Genomic DNA, 23439 nt, shown 5'->3' with positions numbered 1-23439 from the left:
GCTCCTTAAAATATAATACGTACTATATTAAGTATAGAGAATAACTCGGGTCAGGACAAATTTTGCCTTCCAGCTTTATACATGAATATTTAAACCGGATAAGTTATGATAGTAAGAAAAATTTTATATTCGCGTTCGTGCAATCATGATGAGGAGAAGGAGGTCCGTCTTATGCTAGTCATTAATCAAAATGAAGTGGCCGAACTGTTAGCTATGGAATCTTGCATCTCCGTTATGGAATCTGTTTTGAAGGCTCTTTCCGCTGGACAAGCGGTACAAAGCTTAAGACAAGTGCTTCCTTTACAAAAGAGCAATCTGCTCGGCTTAATGCCGGGTTATTTGCAGCATGAAGAGGTAGCTGGTGCCAAAATCATCAGTGTATTTCCCAGCAATCATGGTTCAGGCCTGCCTTCTCATCAAGGTCTTGTTACCCTATTCGATTCATCTACGGGTGTTCTGAAAGCTATAGTGGATGGACAAAAGATTACAGCCATTCGTACGGCGGCAGTCAGTGCAGCAGCAACCCGATATCTGGCCAGAGAGGATGCCGAAATCCTTGCTCTTCTTGGAACTGGGGAACAAGCAAAAAGTCATCTGGAAGCGATGTTGCGGGTTCGACCCATCCGCGAGGTAAAAGTATGGAGCAGGACACTCGCAAAGGCACAGGATTTTCAAATGGAGATGAGCCAAAAATATGATGTGCAGATCATTGTTGCCGAGACAGTTCAAGCGGCAGTCAGCGCAGCGGATATCATTTGTACCGTGACAGCATCCACCGAACCTGTGCTCAAGGGAGAATGGCTGAAACCGGGTGTACATATCAATGCTGTTGGCGCATGTAGACCAAATGATCGTGAGCTGGATTCGGAGACCGTCCAATTAGCTAAGTTATATGTAGATCGGCTGGAATCCGCTCAGAATGAATCTGGGGATTATTTAATCCCGCTGAACGAAGGCAAAATCACAGCAGATCATATTGTCGGGGAGATTGGTGAGCTGATCAGTGGCACTATCGAGGGCAGAAGGTCCGCGGCTGAAATAACTCTTTTTAAAGGATTAGGGCTGGCCATAGAGGATTTAGCAGCAGCTAATTTTATATATAATGAAGCTGTTAGATTACATAAAGGCACTGAAATTGCATTCTAAGGAGCGACTACACGATGAGCACTTATGAAGGCCTGTATGATTTCAAGTTGACGGAGCAAGAGGAGGAGCGGGCTAAACGCTTGCATGAGCAGAACATTATTATCGATCTGCTGTTTCAAGGTCCCTTATCTCCAAGCGCGATTCCAGACTCTATCTCTGACAGAATCAAAGAATTATGTGAGCCTTATAAAGATGAGCCAATGGTATACAGCAGTATGCCTGCAAAAATCATCACAAAGCTATCTGCGAGCGGAGAGATCCCTGAGTATAAAGAAGAGTGGTACAAGTCTGGAATTACAGCAGGGAACCGCGAACTTCATTTGGAATCCTTAGACAGCATCATTACAAGCATGGCAGAGGTACAGCTGCAATTTGATTCTGCAGATTGGTTAATCAAAGCCTTAACTGCCGAAGACATACGTGCTGCCAAGCGTAATGGTTATAAAGCGGGCATTATCACAGCACAAGAAACGGATGGTCTGGGCACGAATCTCGATCAATTAGATGTACTTTATAACTTCGGATTAAGAATTCTACAATTGACCTACAACAATCAGAACCAGATTGGGGCGGGTTGTGCAGAACAATCAAACGCCGGGGTCACTAATTTCGGAAAAAGATTCATTGCACGCTTGAACAAGCTGGGGATCATTGTAGATACGGGGCATTGCGGGAAACAGACTACGTTAGATGCCTGCGCTTATTCCACAACTCCGGTGATTGCTTCACATACGGGTGTAGAGGCGATCTATCCGCATATGCGCTGTAAAAGTGATGAGGAGATTATCGCGATAGCCAAGACGGGTGGAGTTATTGGTATTTTTGCTATGCCTTGGTTTGTTCATGAAGATCCTAAACATACAACTATTGACCATGTGCTGGATCATATCGAATATGTAATCCGGCTTGTAGGCGTGGATCATGTCGGAATTGGAACGGATTGGCCGATGAGCGATGTGCTCTGGTCATTGGTTTATTTTAAAGAACATATCGCACCCAAGCTTGGATTCGCCAAAGGAGACGGACCTTCTACAGAAACCGTTGCTGGACTTGAGAAATATAGTTATTTTATTAACTTTACTAGAGGTTTGGTTGTCCGCGGTTATGCGGATGCAGATATTGCTAAGATCATGGGCGGCAACTGGCTGCGCGTATTTGAAGAAATTTGCGGATAGGGGATAAACAGATGACAACCTACTTACACACATCTACATTTAACGTCTACTTTTCTGGTGTTTATACAGGAAAAATTCATTTTACAGAGCAACAGATCATGCTAGCTAAGGTCGATCCGCGCAGAAGAACGCAAATGCAGGACAATGTGCTGGATGGACAGTTCAAGACCGTACTCCCGCTTCAAAAAATCCATAAACATTTGGATGCTTATGCTAATGCAGAATGGGCAGAAGACGAGGTAGTGCTGAGTAATGGCGATATCTATCAAAAGCATATCCAGTATCAGGCGCAGATTGAAGGCCGCGAACTGACCTCACAAGTATGGGCGCTGCGCAAAGAGACGGCTCTGGACATTGTGACTTTGGACGGGGAAATTATCGCTTTTTTAACGCCGAATCGGTATGGTATTGAGCTTATGGTTAAAGCAGGTTATGAGAAGCTGACTCCGTTAGTGGTCTACGACGATCCTCTTCTATCCAAGGCAGAATATGGTGTGAACGATTTGGGTACTGATCTGATTCCGATGCGCGATGGGGTGAAGTTGGCGACAGATGTTTTTTTACCAGAGGGCATTAAGCCGGGAACTAAGCTGCCGACAATTCTCGTAAGAACATGTTATGACCGCAACGGAAAAAAAGAGATTTTTATGAGATGGGCCAATAAAGGTTATGCAGTAGTATCGCAGGATGTTAGAGGTCGGGCAGATTCGGAAGGCGAACTGATTCCTTTTTATAATGAACGGGATGACGGTTATGATACGATTGACTGGATTATTGCTCAGGAATGGTCGGATGGCAACGTCGGCATGTGGGGCGCATCCTATCTAGGTTTTGTTGTTGTGGCGGCGGCCACCAGTGGGCACCCGAATCTGAAGGCGGTTGTGGATGAAGTGAACGTGGGCTCTCCATTTGTTGATACCGTTCGCAAAGGGGGAACCCTTTGTTCTTGGCCATTGCTCTCTTGGACTCTTGCTCAATCTGTGGGTACTCGGACGGATTTTGATATCTTTGGAGGCATTACGGTGAATCCGGAAGCAGCCGTTGATGCAAGACCGATTAAAGAGATCCCTCAGCAAATGATTGGCAAAACATCAGGTCCATGGGATCTGTGGAGCCAGCATCCGGAGTATGATGATTTCTGGAAAAACTGTACTTTTACCGAGCGCGGTGATCAGGTGCAGGTGCCTATGTATGTTATCTCAGGCTGGTATGACGGCGACAGCGCCGGCGTATCGGAAACATGGAGAATGCTAACAGAACATGATGTGCCAAATCGAAAAATCCGTCTGGGCGCTTGGGAGCACGGGCCGAACAGAGCTAGAGACTACGAAGGCGTGAGCTTCGGCAATGATGCCGTAGTCTATGATTACGATGTTTCTGTGCTGCGCTGGTTCGACCGCTTCCTCAAAGGCATTCCAAATGGAATAGATCAGGAGCCTAGAGCCTCTTATTATGTTGTTGGTGAAAATCAGTGGAGAACGTCCGCGGATTGGACACCTGCTGATGCCACAACTTCTTCCTTCTACCTTTCCAGCGGCGGGCGAGCGAATTCAGGACAAGGGGATGGGCAACTGCTTGCAGCGCCTGAGGAACATTCTCCTGAAGATACTTATATCTATAATCCTCATGATCCTATGAATGATAGCGGTGAACGAGAGCCTGAGAATTTGCGAAAATACGAGCTGCGCAATGATATCCTTGTCTACACTAGTGATATTCTGACGGATGAGCTGACTGTGGCCGGAGAATTGTCTGCGGTTATCTATGCTGCCAGCACTGGCAAAGATACGGATTGGGTTGTTACGCTTAGTGACGTGAATGAACAAGGGGACTCTATCCGGTTATCCAATTATATTGTCAGAGCTAAATACCGTCATGGATTGGAAGTGCCTGAGCTGCTGATTCCCGGGCAGGTGGAGAAATATGATATTTTCATGCCGAATATTGCTCATAGATTTGCTGTGGGGCACCGAATTCGGTTCTCGATTACTTCGTCCAGTAAATTCGTTGCTTTCCCTAATACAAATACAGGCAGTAATCCGTATGAAGATTCAGAAGCGATTACTGTGCTGCAGACTGTTTACCATAATCATGAGTATCCGAGCCATGTGAAGCTGCCGGTGGTTCCTAACGCTTAAATGTGACTTTAATATGAAGAAGGGGCTGAACAAAGGTAAAGGGAATTAACACTTAAAGCTGAAGCAGCATTTGATGACAAATGATGCTTCAAGTGACGTACCGAGAGAGTACTGAGTGAACACCGAGTGCGGCCTAGGTGAAACAAAAAGTGAAGAATGAGCTTATGCTTCAATTGAAGCGAAAAGTAAAACTCTTATAGAGCGATTAGGGAATTTCTCCCTGAAATTCTTAGGATTCTGGTCGTCAGGCATATAATTGAGGAAAAACTCCCTAATTTTATGTCTGATTCCCCGGAAATAAGGAAAACAGCCTATTTATTAGGGAGGAATTCCCTGGTTTCGTTCATTTAGAGCAAATTTCTCCTACTTTCAGGGAGTTTTTCCCTAATTAGTTTTAGATCCACTCCGCACAACGCGCAAACGCAGAACACATACTCCCAGCACCAGAACGCATTCCCCAGCACGCAAACGCAGAACGCCTACATCGCCACCATCCCAAACGCCCAATCCAATGGCATAGCACACTAAGAACTAATAGTCTATTGGTTATACCATAAATCTTGAACTATACTGCAAGGTCAACCTTGTATTTTTGGAGAAATGTCGATTATTCACAGAAAAGCGCATAAATGCTCCCTTCTTAGGTCACAATAGGGAAAAACCAGAATGAAGGGATTAACGTGAACGCGTTTCGCTTAAAAAAACAACTTTGGCGGCGATGGAGACGTTGGAAAAAGGCGCTTTGGGTAGGAGCTGCTTGTATAGCTTTTACTGTACTGGCTTGGCGCAGTATGCAGGTACCTGAGGAAATCAGTGGACTGCTGACGAATTCTAGCTGGGCGGATAGTGCCGATAGTGAGCTGGCCGCAGCTGTCTTTAAAGTAGGCGAGGACAGTGATGAGGCAAAAGAGAAGGGCACTTTAAATAATGAACAACTGCTGCAAACCATCACCCAAAGTGGGCTCAGCAGAACCGTTCATTTAAAAACAACCTATGTGTCCGGAGAAGAGATTCAGACGTTGCCGGGCGTAAAGAATCCGCTGCAGCTGAAGACTATAATCAATGAACACACTGAATGGAGCGGTTGGATTAGTTCAGAAGGGGATTTGTGGCTGGAACAAAAAGTGAATGATTTATCGACAATGATAAAAAATGAAGCTTACATTGGTGTAGATGCGTTTGGGAATTTGACCTTGTTTAAAGGTCCGCCAGTTCAGGAGAAGGTACTGAAGACTTTTTTTCAAATGGATATGGGTTCCCTGAAATCCTCATTGCCGGAAAATATTTGGAAAGAGCTTCATGAGGGGATTCGTGTTCAGGATATTGAAGAGTACAACAGTGTGCTGTCTACCTTCAGTGATTATGCCCGCGAAGCTGCTGAGCATGTCATGCAGAACAAGCAATAGCTTTGATAAAGCTGTCCTAAAGTCATTATTAATGGCTGAGGGCAGCTTTTTTGTGTGAAATGAAACGGGGAAGAGTCTTAGCTGTAGGCCTAAAGTTGCCATTTCGCTGCAAACAGTAAACTTTTTTTCTCCCGCAAGGGCGATTTTTGCTATAATGGTTAGAAGGAATACATATGTTCGCTTCATGGCGGAGGAATGGATGAAAACGGTGGAATAATCTGCCTGTTATAGAGGAGAGATCGTGTTTGCGTATTTTGGGAATTGATCCGGGGCTGGCGATCGTCGGCTTTGGCTTTGTGGATAAGGAAGGACATAAACTGACCCCCGTCCAATATGGTTGTATTCAGACTGAGGCTCATACGCCTGAAGAAGAACGACTGCTGCATGTCTATGAAGGCATGGGTCAGCTCATTGATAAATATAAACCCGATGCTGTGGCGATAGAAAAGCTGTTTTTCGCTCGCAACGTTACTACAGCATTGCCAGTGGCGCAGGCCCGCGGTGTGACTATATTAGCTGCAGTACAGCGGGGTCTCCCCGTCTCGGAATATACACCTATGATGGTAAAGCAGGCTGTTGTGGGTTATGGTAAGGCTGAGAAACGGCAGGTCCAGGAAATGGTGAAGCTGCTGCTGAAGCTATCGGCGATTCCGAAACCCGATGATGTGGCGGATGCGCTGGCGGTAGCGGTATGCCATGCCCATTCGAGCAGTCTTAATTCTAAATTAAATGAGGTATTGCGAAAATGATAGATTTCTTAAGAGGACCCGTCGTTCATTTGGAGTCGGAATATGTGGTGCTGGATGTGCAGGGAGTAGGATACCGGGTATTCTGCCCGAATCCTTATGCTTTTGCTAAAGTAGAAGGACCTGTAACGATCTATATTCATTACCAAACACGTGAGGACGCTACGCTATTATTTGGGTTCCCGACTCGTGAGGAACAAAAATTGTTCCGCAAGCTGATAGAGGTATCTGGCATCGGTCCTAGGGTTGCGCTTGGAATCCTGACAGGTGGAACACCGGATCAGTTGATTTCAGCGATTTATCAAGAGAATATAACGTTCTTAACGAAATTACCGGGCATTGGCAAAAAGACGGCACAGCGTATGATCCTTGATTTGAAGGACAAGCTGGACGGACTCAGTATGGCTTCAATGCAAACGGGATTGTTTGCAGTGCCAACGGAAGAAGCAACGGATGGATTGGCCTGGCAAGAGGCGCGGGATGCGCTTAAGGGGCTGGGTTATACCGAAAGCGAATTGGACCGCGTGTGGCTCGCGTTGAAGAAAGAGGGAGCAGAGACAGGCACTGTAGATGTGCTGATGAAGAAAGCACTAGGGCTGCTATATATAGCTAAGTAAAGCCGTACACATCCTAAAGAAAGGGAGCGATAGGAAATGGATGACCGGATTATATCCGCGAATTTGATGATGGATGAGCAGGCGGTAGAACTAAGCTTGCGTCCTCGTTATCTGGGAGAATATATCGGCCAGACTCAGGTGAAAGAAAACCTGAAGGTATATATAGAAGCGGCCAAAATGAGAAGCGAAGCGCTGGATCATGTACTGCTGTACGGACCTCCGGGTCTGGGCAAAACAACGCTCGCTAATATTATCGCCAATGAGCTGGGTGTGAACCTGCGAACAACTTCCGGCCCTGCGATAGAGCGTCCAGGCGATCTTGCCGCTCTGCTGACGAATCTGCAGGAAGGCGACGTGCTTTTCATCGATGAGATTCACCGTTTACACCGCACGGTTGAGGAGGTTATGTATCCTGCGATGGAGGATTTCGCGCTGGATATCATGATCGGCAAAGGGCCAAGTGCCCGTTCGGTACGATTGGATTTGCCGCCGTTCACACTGATAGGTGCCACAACCCGGGCAGGACTACTGTCTGCACCACTGCGTGATCGTTTCGGAGTGGTCAGTCGCCTGGAATTCTATAACATAGATGAGCTGAGTTACATTGTTTCTCGAAATGCGGATCTTTTAGGCATTGAGATTGTTGGCGATGCAGCAGAAGAGATCGCGCTTCGTTCGCGGGGCACGCCGCGGATTGCTAACCGCTTATTGAAGCGGGTCCGTGATTTTGCTCAAGTGCGCGGAGATGGAATTATAACTCCTGAAATTTCTGGGGAAGCATTGAAGATGCTTCAGGTGGACCCACGTGGGCTGGACAGTATTGACCACAAGATGTTAAGTGCTATGATTTCAAGCTTTCGCGGCGGTCCTGTAGGACTGGATACGATTGCAGCTACGATTGGTGAGGAAAGTCAGACGATTGAGGACGTATATGAGCCGTACCTGCTGCAGATAGGTTTCTTGCAGCGGAGTCCGCGTGGAAGAATTGTAACCCCGGCCGCTTATCATCATTTAGGGCTTCCGCTCCCTCCGGAGCAGCACTAGTTCGTCACTACAATTATAAAGGAGGATGCTGGATGAAGCATACGAAGAGGAAATGGAGAGGGGTCGCCCCGCTAAGCAAAGGATTGCTTGCGGCTGCGCTTGCTGTAGGAAGTTTCCTGATCCCTGCGGGTGCCAGTCATGCCGATTCTAATAGCACGATACGAGTTGCTCTTTATGCTGATATTGGAAGTAAATATAAATCCACTGTGCCAGCAGTAACACTGCTATCAACGCAAAGCTTTACTTTGCTGTCGGATCAAGCAGGAAGTGCTCCTTTGGTGTCTGTCCCAGCACAGAAGCAAATTCGTGTAAGTCTGGACGGATATAGAGTTAAGGTGATGGAGGTTTCAAGCTGGCAGACAGCAGCGGATGCAGCTAAAAAGCTCCAATCCACCTCCGATAAACCGCAGATTTTTGCAATCTCCAGAAATGGAGCGACTGTGTATCAGTTGTACACGGGCGTCTATGCTAGTGAAGCAGCTGCCAAGGATGGGCTTACCCGTGTAGTCAAAGCAGGGTTGAGCATTCCTGCTGACCAAACCCCAGCAGTGAAAGGTAATAAACATTTATCAGCTGGCCGCTATTCTTCGGAGCAGGAAGCAGATGTGGCGCTTAATAGCCTCACCGCAGCTGGTTTGGATGCTTGGAAGGTGTTTCTGACAGGAAACGATGGCAGTGCACAAGTAGAGGTATGGGTAGGCGAAGCTGCCAACGATAGTGATTTAACAGCTGTTCAGGCCGCTGTGTCTACGGCGGCACCACAATTTACGGTTTCGGTGGCGACCTCGCCCGGATTAATACTGCGTAAGGATGCCGGACTGGATTTTAGCAGTGAAACTCAAGCCGATCATTATCTGGTTTCTGGAAGCAATGCTAAATTTCTTGCTGCAGGCAGCGAGGTTGGGATTCAGTTAGTGGAAAGATCCAAGCGTACATATCGCGGAAATTTGGAACTGAGCAATTTGAGCGGATCGCTGGCTGTAATTAATGTAGTGCCGCTGGAGCAATATTTGTATGCCGTAGTTGGAGGAGAGGTTTCCTCCAGCTGGCCAGAAGAAGCGCTAAAAGCTCAGGCTGTCGCCGCCCGCAGCTATGCGCTGTCCCAAGGCAACCGTTTTGATGTAGCGAATGTAGTAGATACCACTCTTAGTCAGGTATATAACGGAATCGGGTCTGAAGCTCCCTCCATTATCAAAGCTGTAGATACTACTGCTGGTGAAGTGCTGATGAGTGGTGGTAAAGTTGTTGAGGCTGTATTTTCATCCAATAGTGGTGGTATGACAGCTGACCCTTCAGAGGTTTGGGCGAATGGTGGCGATGTATTTGCTAGTGTTCCAAGCGTTGAAGATGTTTCGGCAGCTGCTGCTAAGAAGTGGTATTATGTTCTGCTTGCGAATGGTACCTCTGGTTATGCACGTGAAGATAATATTAAATTGACGGGCAGCAAAACCGCTGCCGGACTCGATATAGTTACCGCTACAACCAAAGATGTGAATATACGTCCTCTGCCAGTTATTGAGAGCAGTGTTAGTGCAGTCGGAAAGCTGAATCCGGGTGAGAACGCTGTGGCTCTGGATAAAGTATATGAGTCTGGCAGCTATAGCTGGATCAAAGGGCCGTATACCTCTGCTGAACTTCTAAAAAGCCTGCAGGGTAAAACAACAAGCACGCTCCCTTCCAGCATCTCTAACCTGCAGGTCACCCAGCGCGGTCCTTCTGGAAGAGCGATTCAGGTGAAAGCTAATGGTCAGGCTCTGAATGTGAAATATCCTGATATGTTCCGCTCCGCGTTTAATGGATTACCTAGTACATTGTTTGATATTGTGGCACCCGGAAGTTATACTGTATTAGGCGCTGACGACGCTACCGCCACAATTAGCAGCTCGCAGAGTGCTGGCGTGCTTTCCGCATCGGGGAAGGTTAATGTGAATGGCAGTGGAACTGTAGTGATGGGCGGAGATTCTGCGGCCAGAGTGATCACTAACAGCTCGGGCTTTCTGTTCATTGGACAAGGCAACGGCCATGGTCTAGGCATGTCGCAGTGGGGCGTGAAAGGCATGGCGGACAGCGGGTATGATTACAAGCAAATATTGCAACACTATTATAAGAACGTTACTATAGTTAAGGAATGAAGACAGACCATGAATGTAGATGCTTATGATTTTCATTTGCCGGAAGAATTGATTGCCCAGACACCTCTCGCTGATCGCAGTGCTTCTAGACTGCTTCTAGTGAATAAGGAGGATGGAGAGCTGGCTCACCGGCATTTTACCGATATTATTGATTATTTTAATCCCGGAGACACGCTTGTTCTAAATGATACGAGAGTCATTCCAGCGAGATTGTTTGGAGTGAAAGAAGATACTGGTGCTAAGGCGGAAGTGCTTCTCCTAAAGAATCTTGGGGATGATCGCTGGGAAGCACTTGTAAAGCCAGGGAAAAAGCTCAAGACAGGCGCGGTGATTATCTTTAGTGATGAGCTTCGTGCCGTTATCGAGGACGAAGCTGATATGGGCGGCCGTACGCTTCGTTTCATATATCAGGGTATTTTTCAGGAGATTCTGGACAGGCTGGGAACGATGCCGTTGCCACCTTATATTAAGGAAACACTGGATGATCGTGAACGATATCAGACTGTGTATGCTCGGCATGAGGGATCGGCCGCTGCGCCTACCGCAGGGCTTCATTTTACCCAAGAATTGCTGAAACAGATTGAGGCTAAGGGTGTAAATATCGCTTATATCACCCTTCATGTAGGTCTCGGTACTTTTCGTCCGATGTCTGTAGAGAAGGTTGAAGAGCATGTTATGCATTCTGAGTATTTCGTAATGTCTCAAGAAACGGCAGATACCATAAATGCTACTAAGGCACGAGGCGGCCGTATTATTGCAGTTGGCACAACGTCTTGTCGGACACTTGAAACGGTCGGAAGACAATGTGAAGGTGGTCCGCTTGTGGAATGCAGCGGCTGGACGGATATTTTTATCTATCCAGGGTATAAGTTCAGTGTAGTAAATGCGCTAATTACTAATTTCCACCTGCCAAAGTCTACTTTGGTTATGTTGGTTAGCGCTTTGGCAGGTCGGGAACATATTCTAGCTGCTTATGAAGAAGCGATAGAGCAGAAGTACCGATTCTTTAGCTTTGGAGATGCAATGTTTATTTATTAAGGTAAGAGGATGGGTTAACTTATGGCAGCAATTACTTATGAGCACATCAAAACGTGCAAACAATCCGGAGCCAGACTTGGAAGAGTCCACACTCCACATGGTGTGATTGAGACACCAGCATTTATGCCAGTCGGCACACAAGCTACAGTTAAGACCATGAGTCCTGAAGAGCTGAAAGAGATGGATGCCCATATTATTTTGAGCAATACTTACCATCTGTTTCTAAGACCAGGCCATGATATTGTTCGTGAAGCTGGTGGACTGCACAAGTTCATGAACTGGGATCGCCCGATTCTGACAGACAGCGGCGGGTTTCAAGTATTCTCGTTAAGCGACATGCGCAAGATTACGGAAGAAGGAGTTCATTTCCGTTCCCATTTAAATGGGGATAAGAAATTCCTGTCTCCGGAAGTAGCGATGGAGGTTCAGAACTCTCTGGGTTCAGATATAATGATGGCATTTGATGAATGTCCTCCATTCCCGGCTGAATATGATTATGTGAAAAAATCCCTAGAGCGCACCACGCGCTGGGCAGAACGTTGCCTGAAAAGTCATGCTCGTCCTAACGATCAGGGTCTTTTTGCTATCGTGCAAGGGGGCATGTATGAAGATCTGCGCCGTCAGAGCGCGGCTGATTTGACTTCCATGGATTTCCCGGGGTATGCTATTGGAGGGCTCAGCGTCGGAGAGTCCAAGCAGCTAATGTATGAAGTGCTGGATTATACAGTTCCCCTGCTGCCACAAGGCAAACCTCGCTATTTGATGGGCGTGGGTTCACCGGATGCGCTGCTGGAAGGATCAATCCGAGGAGTAGACATGTTCGATTGTGTCTTGCCTACTCGTATTGCCCGTAATGGAACAACGATGACCAGTCAGGGAAGACTCGTTGTACGCAACGCTAAGTATGCCCGTGATTTTGGGCCGCTTGATCCGGAGTGTAATTGCTATACATGCCGGAATTATTCCCGCGCTTATTTGCGCCATCTAATCAAAGCCGATGAAACCTTCGGACTTCGATTGACGACATACCACAATTTGCACTTCTTGTTGGATTTAATGCGTAAAGTGCGTGAAGCCATCAAAGAAGATCGGCTGCTTGATTTTCGCGATGAGTTTTTTGCCAAATACGGATTATATGATAATCTTAAAGGCTTTTAGGGTTTGATTTAAGAGTCATGCTTTAATGTACTTTGAAAGGGGGGAGAAATATGATTCAATCGTTTCAATATGCAACTGGCGCAGGTGGTGGAGGTAGTATACTAGGCCTGGTAGGTCCCTTTGTCCTTATGTTTGTAGTATTCTACTTCTTGCTGATTCGTCCGCAACAAAAGAAGACCAAAACTCGTAACGCAATGTTGAAAGCTCTGAAAAAGGGCGATAAAATCGTTACTATTGGAGGACTTCACGGTACGATCATGGAGATTTCCGATGATATCGTGGTTCTGCGGGTCAACGATGTAACTAAGCTGACTTTTGATCGCGGTTCCATCAGCCACGCTGTGGCGACGGATGTCGAAGAGAAAGTATAGAGTTATTTAAGTACATAAAAAGCGGTGTCTTCTCATTGGAGAGGACACCGCTTTTTTGATCTTTAAGGTTATTAAGATTTAGCAGTTTAACTTTAACGTACATTTGTTACGCGGCTCGGAACGGTAAGCGACTCTTCACGTCCCCGCAAAGTTAATTTGGCGAGTTGAACGCCAACTGTAGAGGCTAGTACAGCTAGCAAGGTTCCACCAATCATATCTGTAAGCCAATGAATGCCCAGATAGAAAATTCCAAAGACGATTACAACTGCGGAAATACTAGTGATGGCCATCCAGCGGCGGTTCCCTGAACGGAAGGCCAGAAGTGCCATTGTAACAGATATGGACGTATGTAGACTCGGGAAGCAGTTATTGAGACCGGATAGCGGTCTATATTCCTGTTCGAATTTCGGAAATACATCCAGCATAGTAAATTTGACGCCCGCTGGCAGATAGGACCAAACCTCGTTTACCGGGAAGTAAAGATAGAATGGAATCGCCAAGGCATAGTTGATAATAATAGCATAGCAGGTGGCATATAACATCACCCGGTTTTTATCTAACAGATAGACTCCTAATGATGCTGCTAGAACAGACTGAAGCATGAAAATGTAGAAAAAGACGATGATCGGTGTTAACCATGGACTGTAGAATATATCCTGAACGGCTTGGACAAAATGACCCTCTAGACCAAATATAAACGGCGTATAATCAGAGGTAAGATGCATTTTTTGTTCAATTTGCAGTTCATATTTATTTATGGCTAATACGCCAAACATTCCTGCAATCAGCAACAAAAACTTATAGGATCGCAGCATCTCTTTCCCAATTTCAACCAATGCCATGAGTGGATTACGTTTAGCGCCAATCCATACTAATATCACTACTAATGCAACTGTGTACAAAACAATATGGTTCATTGATTGGTAAAACAAAGCAATCGAAGCCTCCTTGATCTCTTAATGAAGTCAGATGATCACAGTTTAACATATTTTCAAGGAATGTTTCGAATTTAATGGAATTATAATTTTAGCTTTTTTGTAAATTAACGCCAAACATTCCGCCGAGAGCGCCAATTGCTGCGGCTGCCAGAACCCATAGCAGATCCACACCAGAGGGTGCGCTGTCCAGTGCCAAAAAACCGATCAACAGAACGATAATCCCATAAAATGCGCCTGTAAGACTTCCTTGATACCAGCCTTTGCTCGTGGCTCTGCGACCGGCGGTTAGTCCTCCGAATGCTGCAGCTATGCCGTGTACAATGTACGTGTACATTGAGAGATCCTGCTCCTTCAGACTGCTGCCCCATAACAAAAGTGAGAGGACAAACGCACCCATCAGCATCCAAAGGAATGATCGACATAGGCCAGATAACACAGGATTGGCTATTCTCCACGAGAACATGCGCCGGATTAAATACATGGTACAACCTCCTAAAGTTTTTTTGAGGAAAAAGAATCAACATAGTTATTATTCATTGTATGGGATGGCTTGCCCCAATAGTACAAGAAAGGGCATTGCAGCCTTTTTACCATTAATTAATATGCCGGCTTCCGAATGTTCCCTGCACAGAGCGGTCAGAATAGGGTTACATTAATCCACCCGAGGAAACAAGTCTGCGGGTGAGAATGGAGGGGAGCGAAGCTATATGTTCCAGCATATCTCTACCCATATTTTCTTGACCGTGCTGATGTATTTCTTCATATTCCTGTGTATGCGCATCATGGGGAAGAGGGAAATAGGTAAGCTGTCTGTATTTGATCTAACGATCTCCATCATGATTGCTGAGATTGCTGTTTTTGTGCTTGAGGATATTAATCGGCCGATCTATGAAGGAGTCGTTCCGATGGCAACATTGGTGTTGATACAGGTAATTGTGGCTCAGCTCAGTCTTAAGAGCAGAAAGCTCAGACTTTTAATGGACGGCAAACCGAGCATACTCATTTCTGGCGGCAAGCTGCACCGGGGTGAAATGCGTAGGCAGAGATATAATATCGATGATCTGCTACAGCAATTGCGTGGACAGAACATCGCCAGTCCTGCTGACGTGGAATTTGCAATCCTGGAGCCTAGTGGACAGCTAACGGTATTCGAGAAAGAGAAGGGGAGTTCATCCTCTAACCCATCAGGCAATAGCAGTGCAACTGCTGAGCATAAAAAGAGTGACGATAATAAAGGAAATAAGAACCGTAAGATAGAGCTGCCGAAGAATAAGATCAGATATGAAGGACTTCCAATCCCTCTGATTATGGATGGCAAGGTGCAGGATCAGAATTTAGAGATGATTGGAAAAACCAGATTTTGGTTAAGAACTCAAATTCGTCAAAAAGGAGTATCTGATTTCAAAAATGTATTTCTATGCTCCATAGATCATAAGGGCAGAATTTATGTCGACCGTTTGGACAACAGATAGCTTTTTAGAGCCTGCGTTTGATAAACGGCAGACGGTCCAAATCACGAATTGAGATAAGGCCAGCTAACAGACTGATTCCGAAATACAGGACCATTCCTATCGCAGAGGCAAATATAAATTGAATCCATTGTACATCTGCAATGGGAATGGAAGTGTATACATAATGCACGCCCGCTCCCATAATGACCATTGCACATAAGGTTTTTATGGTTTCGGTTACTCTTAAAGATAATGAAATAAGACTGACCACACTGTATCCGTGAAGCATCGTAACCAGAATGCTGTTCACAATAATGGCTATGATGGCGCCGTAAATTCCATATTCAGGTTGCGATGCCAGTATTACGATCAGAATGATTTTGACTACTGCTCCAATTAAGGTATTGATGAGTGCCCTGCCCGGTCGATCCATAGCTTGCAGCGCAGCTTGTAAGGGAGCTTGAACATAAATGAACAAGGCGAATGGAGCCATGAGCTTCAGCATAGGAGCTGTATCCGCGTTACCATATAACAAATTGCATAGCGGAACCGCCAGGATATACATAAGAACAGCAAAAGGAGCCCCTGTTACCAGCGCAAGCCGCAACGCTTGATGCATACGCTTGTGAATGGTGGGCAAGTCCTTTCTTGCCGCAGCTTCTGATATGGAAGGAACCAGAGACACAGCAAGTGAAGAGGTTAATGCCCCGGGCAGCAGCAATAAAGGAACAACCATCCCTTGTAAAGACCCGTACTGAGCTGTAGCGGCAGCAGCGGCTATACCTGCCAAGGCGAGACTGCGCACAGTAATAATAGATTCCAGCAGATAAGAAAAAGAGCCTACAAGCCGACTTGCCGTAACGGGAATGGATATGCCTAGTAACCGCCGTAATATGGGGGAGTTGGCTTTCACACCTTGTGTATCAGATGGGATAACCTCCGGCTCGAGAGCGGGTTGCTCTGGAGTCGGATTTGTCTGCTTTTTATCTTTTTTAGTAATGACATAATATTGCCACAGAATCGCTAACATTCCGCCAATTTCTCCTACCGTCACACCTAACATCGCTCCAGCCGCCGCCATAGCAATACCCTTAGGAAGCAACAACCAGGAGAACCAGAGCATAAAGAATATTCGAACTAAAGATTCGAAGATGGAGGAGAGCGCCGATGGTATCATGTTCTGCTTGCCTTGGAAATAACCGCGGTAAATTGCAGATACGGCGACAATCCCAATCATTGGGATCATGGCAATAAACGTATAATAAACTCGATGGTCTGTTAAGATAACATTGGAGACCCATGAGGCACTTACCAAAGCAACCAATGTAAAGAAGATTGCAAGTCCAATACTAAGAGCAAGTCCAGTACGTAAAATCAGCCGTGATTTTTCAGGCCGATTCTCTCCTTCTGCTTCCGCCACCATCTTGGCTATCGCCAGTGGAATCCCGCCTGTAATGACAGTAACCAGCACAAGAAAAAAAGGATACGCGAGCTGATACAGACCCACACCTTCTGCTCCGATAATACGGGGTAAAGCAATCCGGGGAATAAATCCAAGCATCCGATTAATGATGCCGGCGGCTAGCAAGATTAAAGTTCCTTGTATAAAGCTCTGTTTCTTCAAAGGTCACGCCTTCTTCCCAAAATGAAATAAAACGCTGGCGAACTTGTCTATTCTTATGGATATGCTGTACCCCTATCTCGGCATGCCTTGTTTTAGTGGCATTAACTTTTTGTGACGGAAGAAGGAAAGCGAAGAACAAGAGTCGAATATCTATGGTGAGCATACGAACATGAGCGATCTTTGGAGGTGTCAACACGTGGAATCGGAACAGTGGAATCATGATCAACATAGTGAAGAAATCGAAGCCATGTGCCGCAGCAAAGCTGAAGAATTCCGGCTCCTCGGCTATGAGTATGTAACCAGCAAGGATATTTGGGATTGCATCAGCCGTAATTATGATAAGGAAGGCTTGCCTCCCCTACATAAGCTGGTAAACGACATTTATTCCTTGAAAGCCAATAGTTACATGAATTATTTGACTATTGCGGCCTATCGGGGGTTGAACTGAACAATAAACCACATATTTCTTTTTGCGAACTGCCTGATAAAGCAGTAAAGTAAGAGAATAATAACTCCACATCTCCTATTAAAACGGATGTCTTGCTGATTTAAGCAGGGGCGGCCGTTTCTTTGTGTGAGTATAGCTCTATCAATGCTGTGAATTGACGGTCATTTCGCGTGTAGCTATAATAGGAATATTGAGTTAATGAAAGGGGAACTAGCTAGAGCATGAAGAGACTAATGGGCTTTTTTATTACCGTGCTCGTTTTGACAGGCGTTATGGCATTTACTACTCCTGGACTGCTGGACAAGGTTAGACTTGGTCTTGACCTGAAAGGCGGATTTGAGATTTTGTATCATGCTGAGCCTATGGAAGCGGGAGCAGCATTGTCCCGAGCTTCTCTGCTGAAGACAGCGGAAAGCTTAGAAAAACGGGCGAATGCGCTCGGAACAAGTGAACCAGAGGTAACTACTGAAGGTACGGACCGTATCCGTTTGAAAATTGCGGGCGTAACGGATGAAGCCGAGGTTCGTAAAAAAATGAAGGAACCTGCAGTTCTGACTTTCCGTAGTGCTGCTGAAGGTGACGCTGAGGGAACTTACAGCAAAATCGAACTGGTAGGTAGTGATTTTGTTGAAGGTGCTGCAGAAGTTGGACGGGATAACCTGAATCAGCCAATCATCAGCATCAAGATTAAGGACAAGGACAAATTTGCAGAGATTACTAAACGTCTCTTGGGAAAGAATCTCGCAATTTACTTGGATGAGAACAAACTATCTGACCCTACGGTACAAGCAGTACTTACCGATGGCAGTGCTTCTATTTCTGGTAACTATACAATTAAGGAAGCGCGCGAACTTGCAGACACGATTAACCTAGGTGCATTGCCACTGAAGCTGACGGAGAAATATTCCCAAAGTGTGGGTGCTACCCTGGGTAAGCAATCGCTTGATCAAACGATTCGAGCAGGTCTGCTGGCTTCTGTGATTATCCTTATTTTCATGATCGGAATGTATCGTTTGCCAGGTCTTTTGGCTAGTTTTGCCTTGCTCTTGCATACATGGGCGCTAATTGCGGTCTTCGTCTTCGCGGACTTCACCTTGACGCTGCCTGGTATAGCCGCATTTATTCTGGGTATAGGTATGGCGGTCGATGCCAATATCATTACCAACGAACGGATAAGGGAAGAAATGCGCAGTGGAAAAAGTATACTGTCCTCCGTTAAGGCAGGGAATAAATCCTCTTTCCGGACAGTAATGGACTCCAATGTGACTACTATTATTGTGGCAGCAGTTATGTTTGCCTTCGGTACAGGTGCGGTCAAAGGCTTTGCATTGGTGCTGATTGTAGAAATCGTGCTGAGTATCGCCACGAATCTTTATTTCTCCCACTGGTTGCTTAGCCAGCTTGTCAAAGCGGGTAAGCTGAACAAACCGAAGAGCTTCGGTGTTAAGGAGAGTGAAATCCGTGCGCTTTAAGAAAGAGCTTGATTTCGTACATTTGAGTAAATATTTCTATATTTTCTCTATCGCATTGACAGTAGCAGGATTGATTTTCCTGGCAACATTTGGCCTGAATTACAGCGTTGACTTTAAAGCTGGATCTAATGTGGACATCTCCCTATCCAAGAATTTGAACTTGGATCAGGTTAAGACTGCAACTAGTGCAATCGATGTCGATCATGAACCGACGATTTCGTTTGGTGATCAGCGTGTGAATATTCGTTATGACGAAGTTCTTGATGAGGCTCAAGATGAAGCCCTAAAAGCTGAAATCCTTAAGCTGGATGACAAAGCATCATTTGAAATTAACACCGTGGACACTGAAATGGCTAAAGAATTGGCACGTAATGCTATTTATGCAGTTCTGATTTCTTGTCTGGGGATTATTATTTATGTAAGTATTCGTTTTGAATGGCGTTTCGCCGTGGCATCGATTGTGGCCTTGCTCCATGATGCCTTTATCGTAGTCGCGCTCTTCTCTATCTTCCGCTTGGAAGTGGATTTGACGTTCATTGTAGCGGTGCTTACGATCATCGGTTATTCCATCAATGATACGATCGTTATCTTTGACCGTATCCGTGAGAATTTACGTTTTGGTAAACAGAAAACTTATGAAGACTTGAAACACCTTGTGAACAAAAGTGTGGCTCAAACGCTCATGCGTTCTCTCTATACTGCATTTACCGTATTTATTGCGGCGTTCTTCCTGTTATTGTTCGGAGGCGAGTCGATTAAGATGTTCTCGCTTGCGATGGTAATCGGTTTGCTCTTCGGAGCTTACTCTTCCATCTTTATTGCAAGTCCACTCTGGTTAGTGCTTAAAAAGCGTGAGAAGGTTAAAGTGAAGAGCAGCCCGAATAAAGGTTAGAAGAAATTAGCATCGAAGTTCTACTTTTCTTATACGTTTAAGAAAGCCGCGTCAAATGCGACGCGGCTTTCGAAATCTTTAGGGTCATGTCATGTGTATTGAATCATCATGAGATTACTTGCTATTGGTAAGGAGGGCCTCGTATGAATAAAGAACGATCACCGCAAAGCGAGACGGTTGCTTGGACAGGGATCATTAGCGATGTTACTTTGGCAGTAGCTAAGGGGAGTTTTGGCTATATTTCAGGGAGCAAGGCATTAATGGGGGATGCTTTGTATTCCGGAGCAGATGCAGCAGCTAAACTGGCGGATATTCTTCCGTGGCGCTCTGAGCAAGGGAGAAAGAGTAAGCAACGGATCGAAGAACGGCGGGGCACTAAGGAGCCGCTGCTGGCTATACTATTTTCGGTATTTATTCTTATGGGGGGACTGCAGATCGCATTCTCTGCAATCCGCGACTTAACAGATGGAAAATCATCTACACACGGACAGCTGGCGTTTGTAACCGTCTTAGTATCTATTGTGTTTAAAGAAGCTGTTTTTCAATATCAATATCGCTACTTTAAAAAAATAGGTGATGGCAGTCATGCTGCATATGTTAATAGTCATCGTTTCAGCTTATATACATCTATCACAGTATTAGTCGGAATTTCGTTATCCATGGGTGGTACCTATTGGCATCCTCTATCTTATATGGATCCTATTGCTGCACTCTTAACCGGAGTTTTAATTCTTCGTAAAGGCTATTCACTCATTGCTAGCTCTATTAACACTAAAAATGCGCAGGAGCTTCCTTCGGAGGAAGCCGCTAATTTTATTGAAACAGTGCAACGTGTTCATGGCGTCATTCGCGTAGAATATTTGAAGGCACTTGAGCAAGGGAATTATGTGAATCTTCAAGTGAAAATCAGTGTAAATCCGCGGATTACGGTGATGGAAGCACAGGATATTTCGGAATGCGCTAGGAAGCTGCTGCAGCACCGGTTTGTTCATGTCGGTGAGGTGCATATGGACGTTGTTCCTTATGATCCCGGCTATCCGTACAAAAGCAATTATGAATTGCCGGATAATGATATTCCTACGTTGCTTCAGTAGTTTGCAAGGTGAGAGAAAGGTGAGTTCTATTGCTTTATTCAAAAACAAGATGGCAATCTCCGGCAGCCAATCCCGACACAGTTAGGGATATGGCCCGGAGCCTTTCTATTTCTCCACTCTTATCCTCACTATTAGTAAATAGAGGAATGAACACGCCTCATGAAGCTCTAAGCTTCATGGATGGCAGTGAGGAAGAACAGCATGATCCGTTCCTACTCAAAGGAATGGCTGAAGCGGTTCCTAGAATTAGAAAGGCTTTAAAAGATGAAGAACATATTCTTATTTATGGCGATTATGATGCCGACGGGGTGTCCAGCACAGCACTTATGATTCATCTGCTGCGCTATTTAGGCGCTTCCTTTGATATTTATATCCCACACCGCTCTAACGAGGGTTATGGGCTGCATAATCATGCCCTGGATTGGGCTTTACAGCAAGGTGTCTCCTTAATCATTACAGTAGATACTGGCATTAGCGCTTATCATCAGGTTGCTTACGCTAATGAACTGGGGATCGATGTGATCGTTACGGATCACCATGAACCTCCTGAGCTTTTGCCAGAGGCCTATACGCTTATTAATCCCAAGCTGCCAGATTGCCCTTATCCGTTCAAAGGATTAGCGGGTGTAGGTGTGGCTTATAAGCTTGCTCAGGCTATTCTAGGGGAAGAGACTCCCACAGAATGGGCAGAGATTGCAGCGATAGGAACGGTTGCGGATTTAATGCCGCTGCTTGGCGAGAACCGTGAGATTGTTAGAAATGGCTTGGAAAGTATGCGGCATTCAAGTTTCCCGGGGATTCGTGCCTTACTCGCTGTCAGCGGTGTGAACATGAGCACTGTGAGTGCGGTCAATATCGCTTTTGGCATGGCGCCGCGCATCAATGCCAGTGGTCGCCTGGATCATGCTGGACGGGCTGTGTCCCTCCTCACTACCGAGCATGCGGCTGAGGCAGAGCAGCTAGCTGGAGAGCTTGACCTGCTTAACAAAGAACGCCAATTGGTGGTAGAAAGAATTGTTGTTGAGGCCACTGCCAAGCTGGAGCAGATGACACAGGGTGGCGAAATCCCAGACATCATTGTTCTTGCTGATCATGGCTGGAATGTAGGTGTGGTAGGTATAGTGGCTTCCAAACTACTGGAGCGTTATTATCGGCCTGTGATCATTCTGGATATACATCCAGAGACCGGAATGTGCAAAGGTTCTGCTCGCTCCATACCTGGACTTGATATCTACGCTGCACTTTCTTCTTGTTCTGATTTAATGGATCATTTTGGAGGTCATCCAGCCGCTGCGGGAATGAGCCTGCATCGGGATGGATTAGAAGCCTTTGCTGCAGCATTAAATGAATATGCGTCCGGGGTGTTAACGCCAGAGCATTTCGTTCCTGTTGCTTCCGCTGATGCAGAGGTGTCAATCTCGGATTTATCACTGCAGACCGCGCTAGAATTGGAAAGGCTTGCACCTTTCGGAATGTCTAATCCGTTGCCGAAGTTTATTATTCGTGGGGCTACCGTGAAAGAGACACGTACAATGGGTCAAGATGGAAAACACCTGAAGATTGTATTGCAGCAGGGGAAAAACAGCATTGAAGCCTTGGCGTTTGGTAAAGGCGCTTTATCCAGGCTGCTACCGGCGGGTACTACGATCAACGTGTTAGCTGAGCTGTCGATCAATGAATGGAATGGCTCACGCAAATCACAGCTGATGCTGCAGGATTTATCTGTGCAGGATGCCCAGTTATTCGATCTTCGTGGTGCTGCTGACGCCGTACGGCAAGCCGCACATATTAGAGAACTACTTCTTCCTTATAGTGGTGCGGGTCCGTATCGAGCTGCTGCAGTGTTTCAGAACGGACGTAGTACGCCTGCAAGTGAATTGATAGGAATGTCTTTATGGGTATATGATAAAGAAGCTGGCATTAGCGCTGCTGTTAAGGATGAGCCCCTTCAGGAGTCAGGGCATGTCTCTCTGTTATGCATACTGGATATGCCGGAGACTCCTGAACAACTGGATGCGCTGCTCCAAACCTTCCCTAATGCTGATAATATTGCGTTATTGCATTCTATCAAGGATGGCCGAGAACGACTTATTACTCCGACGCGGGATCATTTCAAAATACTATATAAACTGTTGGCTTCGATCACCTCAGTTGCAACGCCTGAGAACGAAGTTTTGCTGCGGTTAAGCCGCCAGTCCTCGTTAAGTATCCGCATGCTTAACAACATGCTTGATGTGTTTGAGGAGCTTGATTTTATTAAAAGAAGTCAGGGAAGTGTGGCGTTTATTACTCAGCCAGTAGCTAAAAGTCTGACAGCATCGAGTCATTTTGTTAGACTGGGACAGATGGCGGAGATGGAGCAATACTTCATGGAGGGCAGCCTGTCAGAGTTACAGGACTGGATGTTATCGCGTCGTTTAGGCGTATCATAATCCATGCAAATATGAGCTGCTGAGCTTACCCAATGGTGTATAAAAATGCAACGCTCATATAACAAAGCGAATGCTTACGAAGCAAGTTTTGCCGATCTGAAATCACTGTAGCTTATG

General features: G+C 45.8%; 20 protein-coding genes. 17 read left to right on the top strand and 3 right to left on the bottom strand.

The features are described 5' to 3' along the window. Positions 1 to 171 precede the first annotated feature (171 nt). From MHI32_RS24150 to yajC, 11 genes are all read left to right on the top strand, one after another. A complete protein-coding gene (locus MHI32_RS24150) occupies positions 172 to 1146 on the top strand; it encodes an ornithine cyclodeaminase family protein (protein ID WP_340011098.1) in 975 nt (324 codons plus the stop codon). A gap of 14 nt (positions 1147 to 1160) precedes the next feature. Continuing rightward, positions 1161 to 2321, top strand: coding sequence for a membrane dipeptidase (locus MHI32_RS24145; protein ID WP_340011097.1), 1161 nt, complete (start codon positions 1161 to 1163; stop codon positions 2319 to 2321). 11 nt (positions 2322 to 2332) lie between these two features. After that, entirely contained in the window at positions 2333 to 4459 is a 2127-nt protein-coding gene (locus MHI32_RS24140) for a CocE/NonD family hydrolase (RefSeq protein ID WP_340011095.1), read from the top strand. Between the two features lie 680 nt (positions 4460 to 5139). Then, positions 5140 to 5865 carry a BofC C-terminal domain-containing protein gene (locus MHI32_RS24135; protein ID WP_340011093.1) on the top strand — a complete coding sequence of 242 codons (726 nt, stop codon included), beginning with the start codon at positions 5140 to 5142 and terminating at the stop codon, positions 5863 to 5865. 245 nt (positions 5866 to 6110) lie between these two features. Next, a complete protein-coding gene (gene ruvC, locus MHI32_RS24130) occupies positions 6111 to 6614 on the top strand; it encodes a crossover junction endodeoxyribonuclease RuvC (protein ID WP_036677679.1) in 504 nt (167 codons plus the stop codon). Continuing rightward, positions 6611 to 7228 carry a Holliday junction branch migration protein RuvA gene (ruvA, locus tag MHI32_RS24125; RefSeq protein ID WP_036677675.1) on the top strand — a complete coding sequence of 206 codons (618 nt, stop codon included), beginning with the start codon at positions 6611 to 6613 and terminating at the stop codon, positions 7226 to 7228. Before ruvC ends, ruvA begins: the two co-directional genes overlap by 4 nt. A gap of 36 nt (positions 7229 to 7264) precedes the next feature. Further along, positions 7265 to 8272, top strand: a complete 1008-nt coding sequence (ruvB, locus tag MHI32_RS24120; protein WP_036677672.1) for a Holliday junction branch migration DNA helicase RuvB — start codon at positions 7265 to 7267, stop codon at positions 8270 to 8272. Positions 8273 to 8304: 32 nt separating this feature from the next. Then, positions 8305 to 10404 carry a SpoIID/LytB domain-containing protein gene (locus tag MHI32_RS24115; protein WP_340011091.1) on the top strand — a complete coding sequence of 700 codons (2100 nt, stop codon included), beginning with the start codon at positions 8305 to 8307 and terminating at the stop codon, positions 10402 to 10404. 9 nt (positions 10405 to 10413) lie between these two features. Then, the gene (gene queA / locus MHI32_RS24110) at positions 10414 to 11442 is read left to right on the top strand and encodes a tRNA preQ1(34) S-adenosylmethionine ribosyltransferase-isomerase QueA (protein ID WP_076130401.1); all 1029 of its coding nucleotides are present in this window, start codon (positions 10414 to 10416) and stop codon (positions 11440 to 11442) included. Between the two features lie 21 nt (positions 11443 to 11463). After that, positions 11464 to 12600 (top strand): tRNA guanosine(34) transglycosylase Tgt, encoded by a 1137-nt coding sequence (gene tgt / locus MHI32_RS24105; protein ID WP_036677666.1) that lies wholly within the window; start codon positions 11464 to 11466, stop codon positions 12598 to 12600. 50 nt (positions 12601 to 12650) lie between these two features. Next, the gene (yajC, locus tag MHI32_RS24100) at positions 12651 to 12971 is read left to right on the top strand and encodes a preprotein translocase subunit YajC (RefSeq protein ID WP_036677664.1); all 321 of its coding nucleotides are present in this window, start codon (positions 12651 to 12653) and stop codon (positions 12969 to 12971) included. A 92-nt stretch (positions 12972 to 13063) separates the two neighbouring features. Here yajC and MHI32_RS24095 read toward each other — a convergent pair whose 3' ends face one another. Continuing rightward, positions 13064 to 13903 carry a phosphatase PAP2 family protein gene (locus MHI32_RS24095; protein WP_248549480.1) on the bottom strand — a complete coding sequence of 280 codons (840 nt, stop codon included), beginning with the start codon at positions 13901 to 13903 and terminating at the stop codon, positions 13064 to 13066. A 94-nt stretch (positions 13904 to 13997) separates the two neighbouring features. Then, positions 13998 to 14390 (bottom strand): TIGR04086 family membrane protein, encoded by a 393-nt coding sequence (locus tag MHI32_RS24090; RefSeq protein ID WP_036677660.1) that lies wholly within the window; start codon positions 14388 to 14390, stop codon positions 13998 to 14000. Positions 14391 to 14616: 226 nt separating this feature from the next. On the opposite strand from MHI32_RS24090, the gene MHI32_RS24085 reads away from it, so the two are divergent. Then, entirely contained in the window at positions 14617 to 15381 is a 765-nt protein-coding gene (locus MHI32_RS24085) for a DUF421 domain-containing protein (protein WP_340011088.1), read from the top strand. 4 nt (positions 15382 to 15385) lie between these two features. On the opposite strand, the gene spoVB is transcribed toward MHI32_RS24085, so the two are convergent. Next, the gene (gene spoVB / locus MHI32_RS24080) at positions 15386 to 16984 is read right to left on the bottom strand and encodes a stage V sporulation protein B (protein ID WP_076185511.1); all 1599 of its coding nucleotides are present in this window, start codon (positions 16982 to 16984) and stop codon (positions 15386 to 15388) included. 196 nt (positions 16985 to 17180) lie between these two features. Here spoVB and MHI32_RS24075 point away from each other — a divergent pair, with 196 nt between their 5' ends. From MHI32_RS24075 to recJ, 5 genes are all read left to right on the top strand, one after another. Continuing rightward, positions 17181 to 17432 carry a post-transcriptional regulator gene (locus tag MHI32_RS24075; RefSeq protein WP_036677655.1) on the top strand — a complete coding sequence of 84 codons (252 nt, stop codon included), beginning with the start codon at positions 17181 to 17183 and terminating at the stop codon, positions 17430 to 17432. 221 nt (positions 17433 to 17653) lie between these two features. Beyond that, entirely contained in the window at positions 17654 to 18904 is a 1251-nt protein-coding gene (gene secD / locus MHI32_RS24070; protein WP_036677653.1) for a protein translocase subunit SecD, read from the top strand. Beyond that, entirely contained in the window at positions 18894 to 19796 is a 903-nt protein-coding gene (gene secF / locus MHI32_RS24065) for a protein translocase subunit SecF (protein WP_052097271.1), read from the top strand. The genes secD and secF overlap by 11 nt, the downstream gene beginning before the upstream one ends. 143 nt (positions 19797 to 19939) lie before the next feature. Then, on the top strand, positions 19940 to 20890 hold the full coding sequence (locus MHI32_RS24060) for a cation diffusion facilitator family transporter (RefSeq protein ID WP_340011085.1): 951 nt from the start codon (positions 19940 to 19942) through the stop codon (positions 20888 to 20890). 29 nt (positions 20891 to 20919) lie between these two features. Further along, on the top strand, positions 20920 to 23322 hold the full coding sequence (gene recJ / locus MHI32_RS24055) for a single-stranded-DNA-specific exonuclease RecJ (RefSeq protein ID WP_340011084.1): 2403 nt from the start codon (positions 20920 to 20922) through the stop codon (positions 23320 to 23322). Positions 23323 to 23439 lie beyond the last annotated feature (117 nt).

This window comes from Paenibacillus sp. FSL H7-0690, from assembly GCF_037980415.1.
GTDB classification, from domain to species: Bacteria; Bacillota; Bacilli; order Paenibacillales; family Paenibacillaceae; genus Paenibacillus_AQ; species Paenibacillus_AQ odorifer.
Note: the sequence above shows the minus strand (reverse complement) of the source record. Positions and strands in the feature narration are given on the sequence as shown.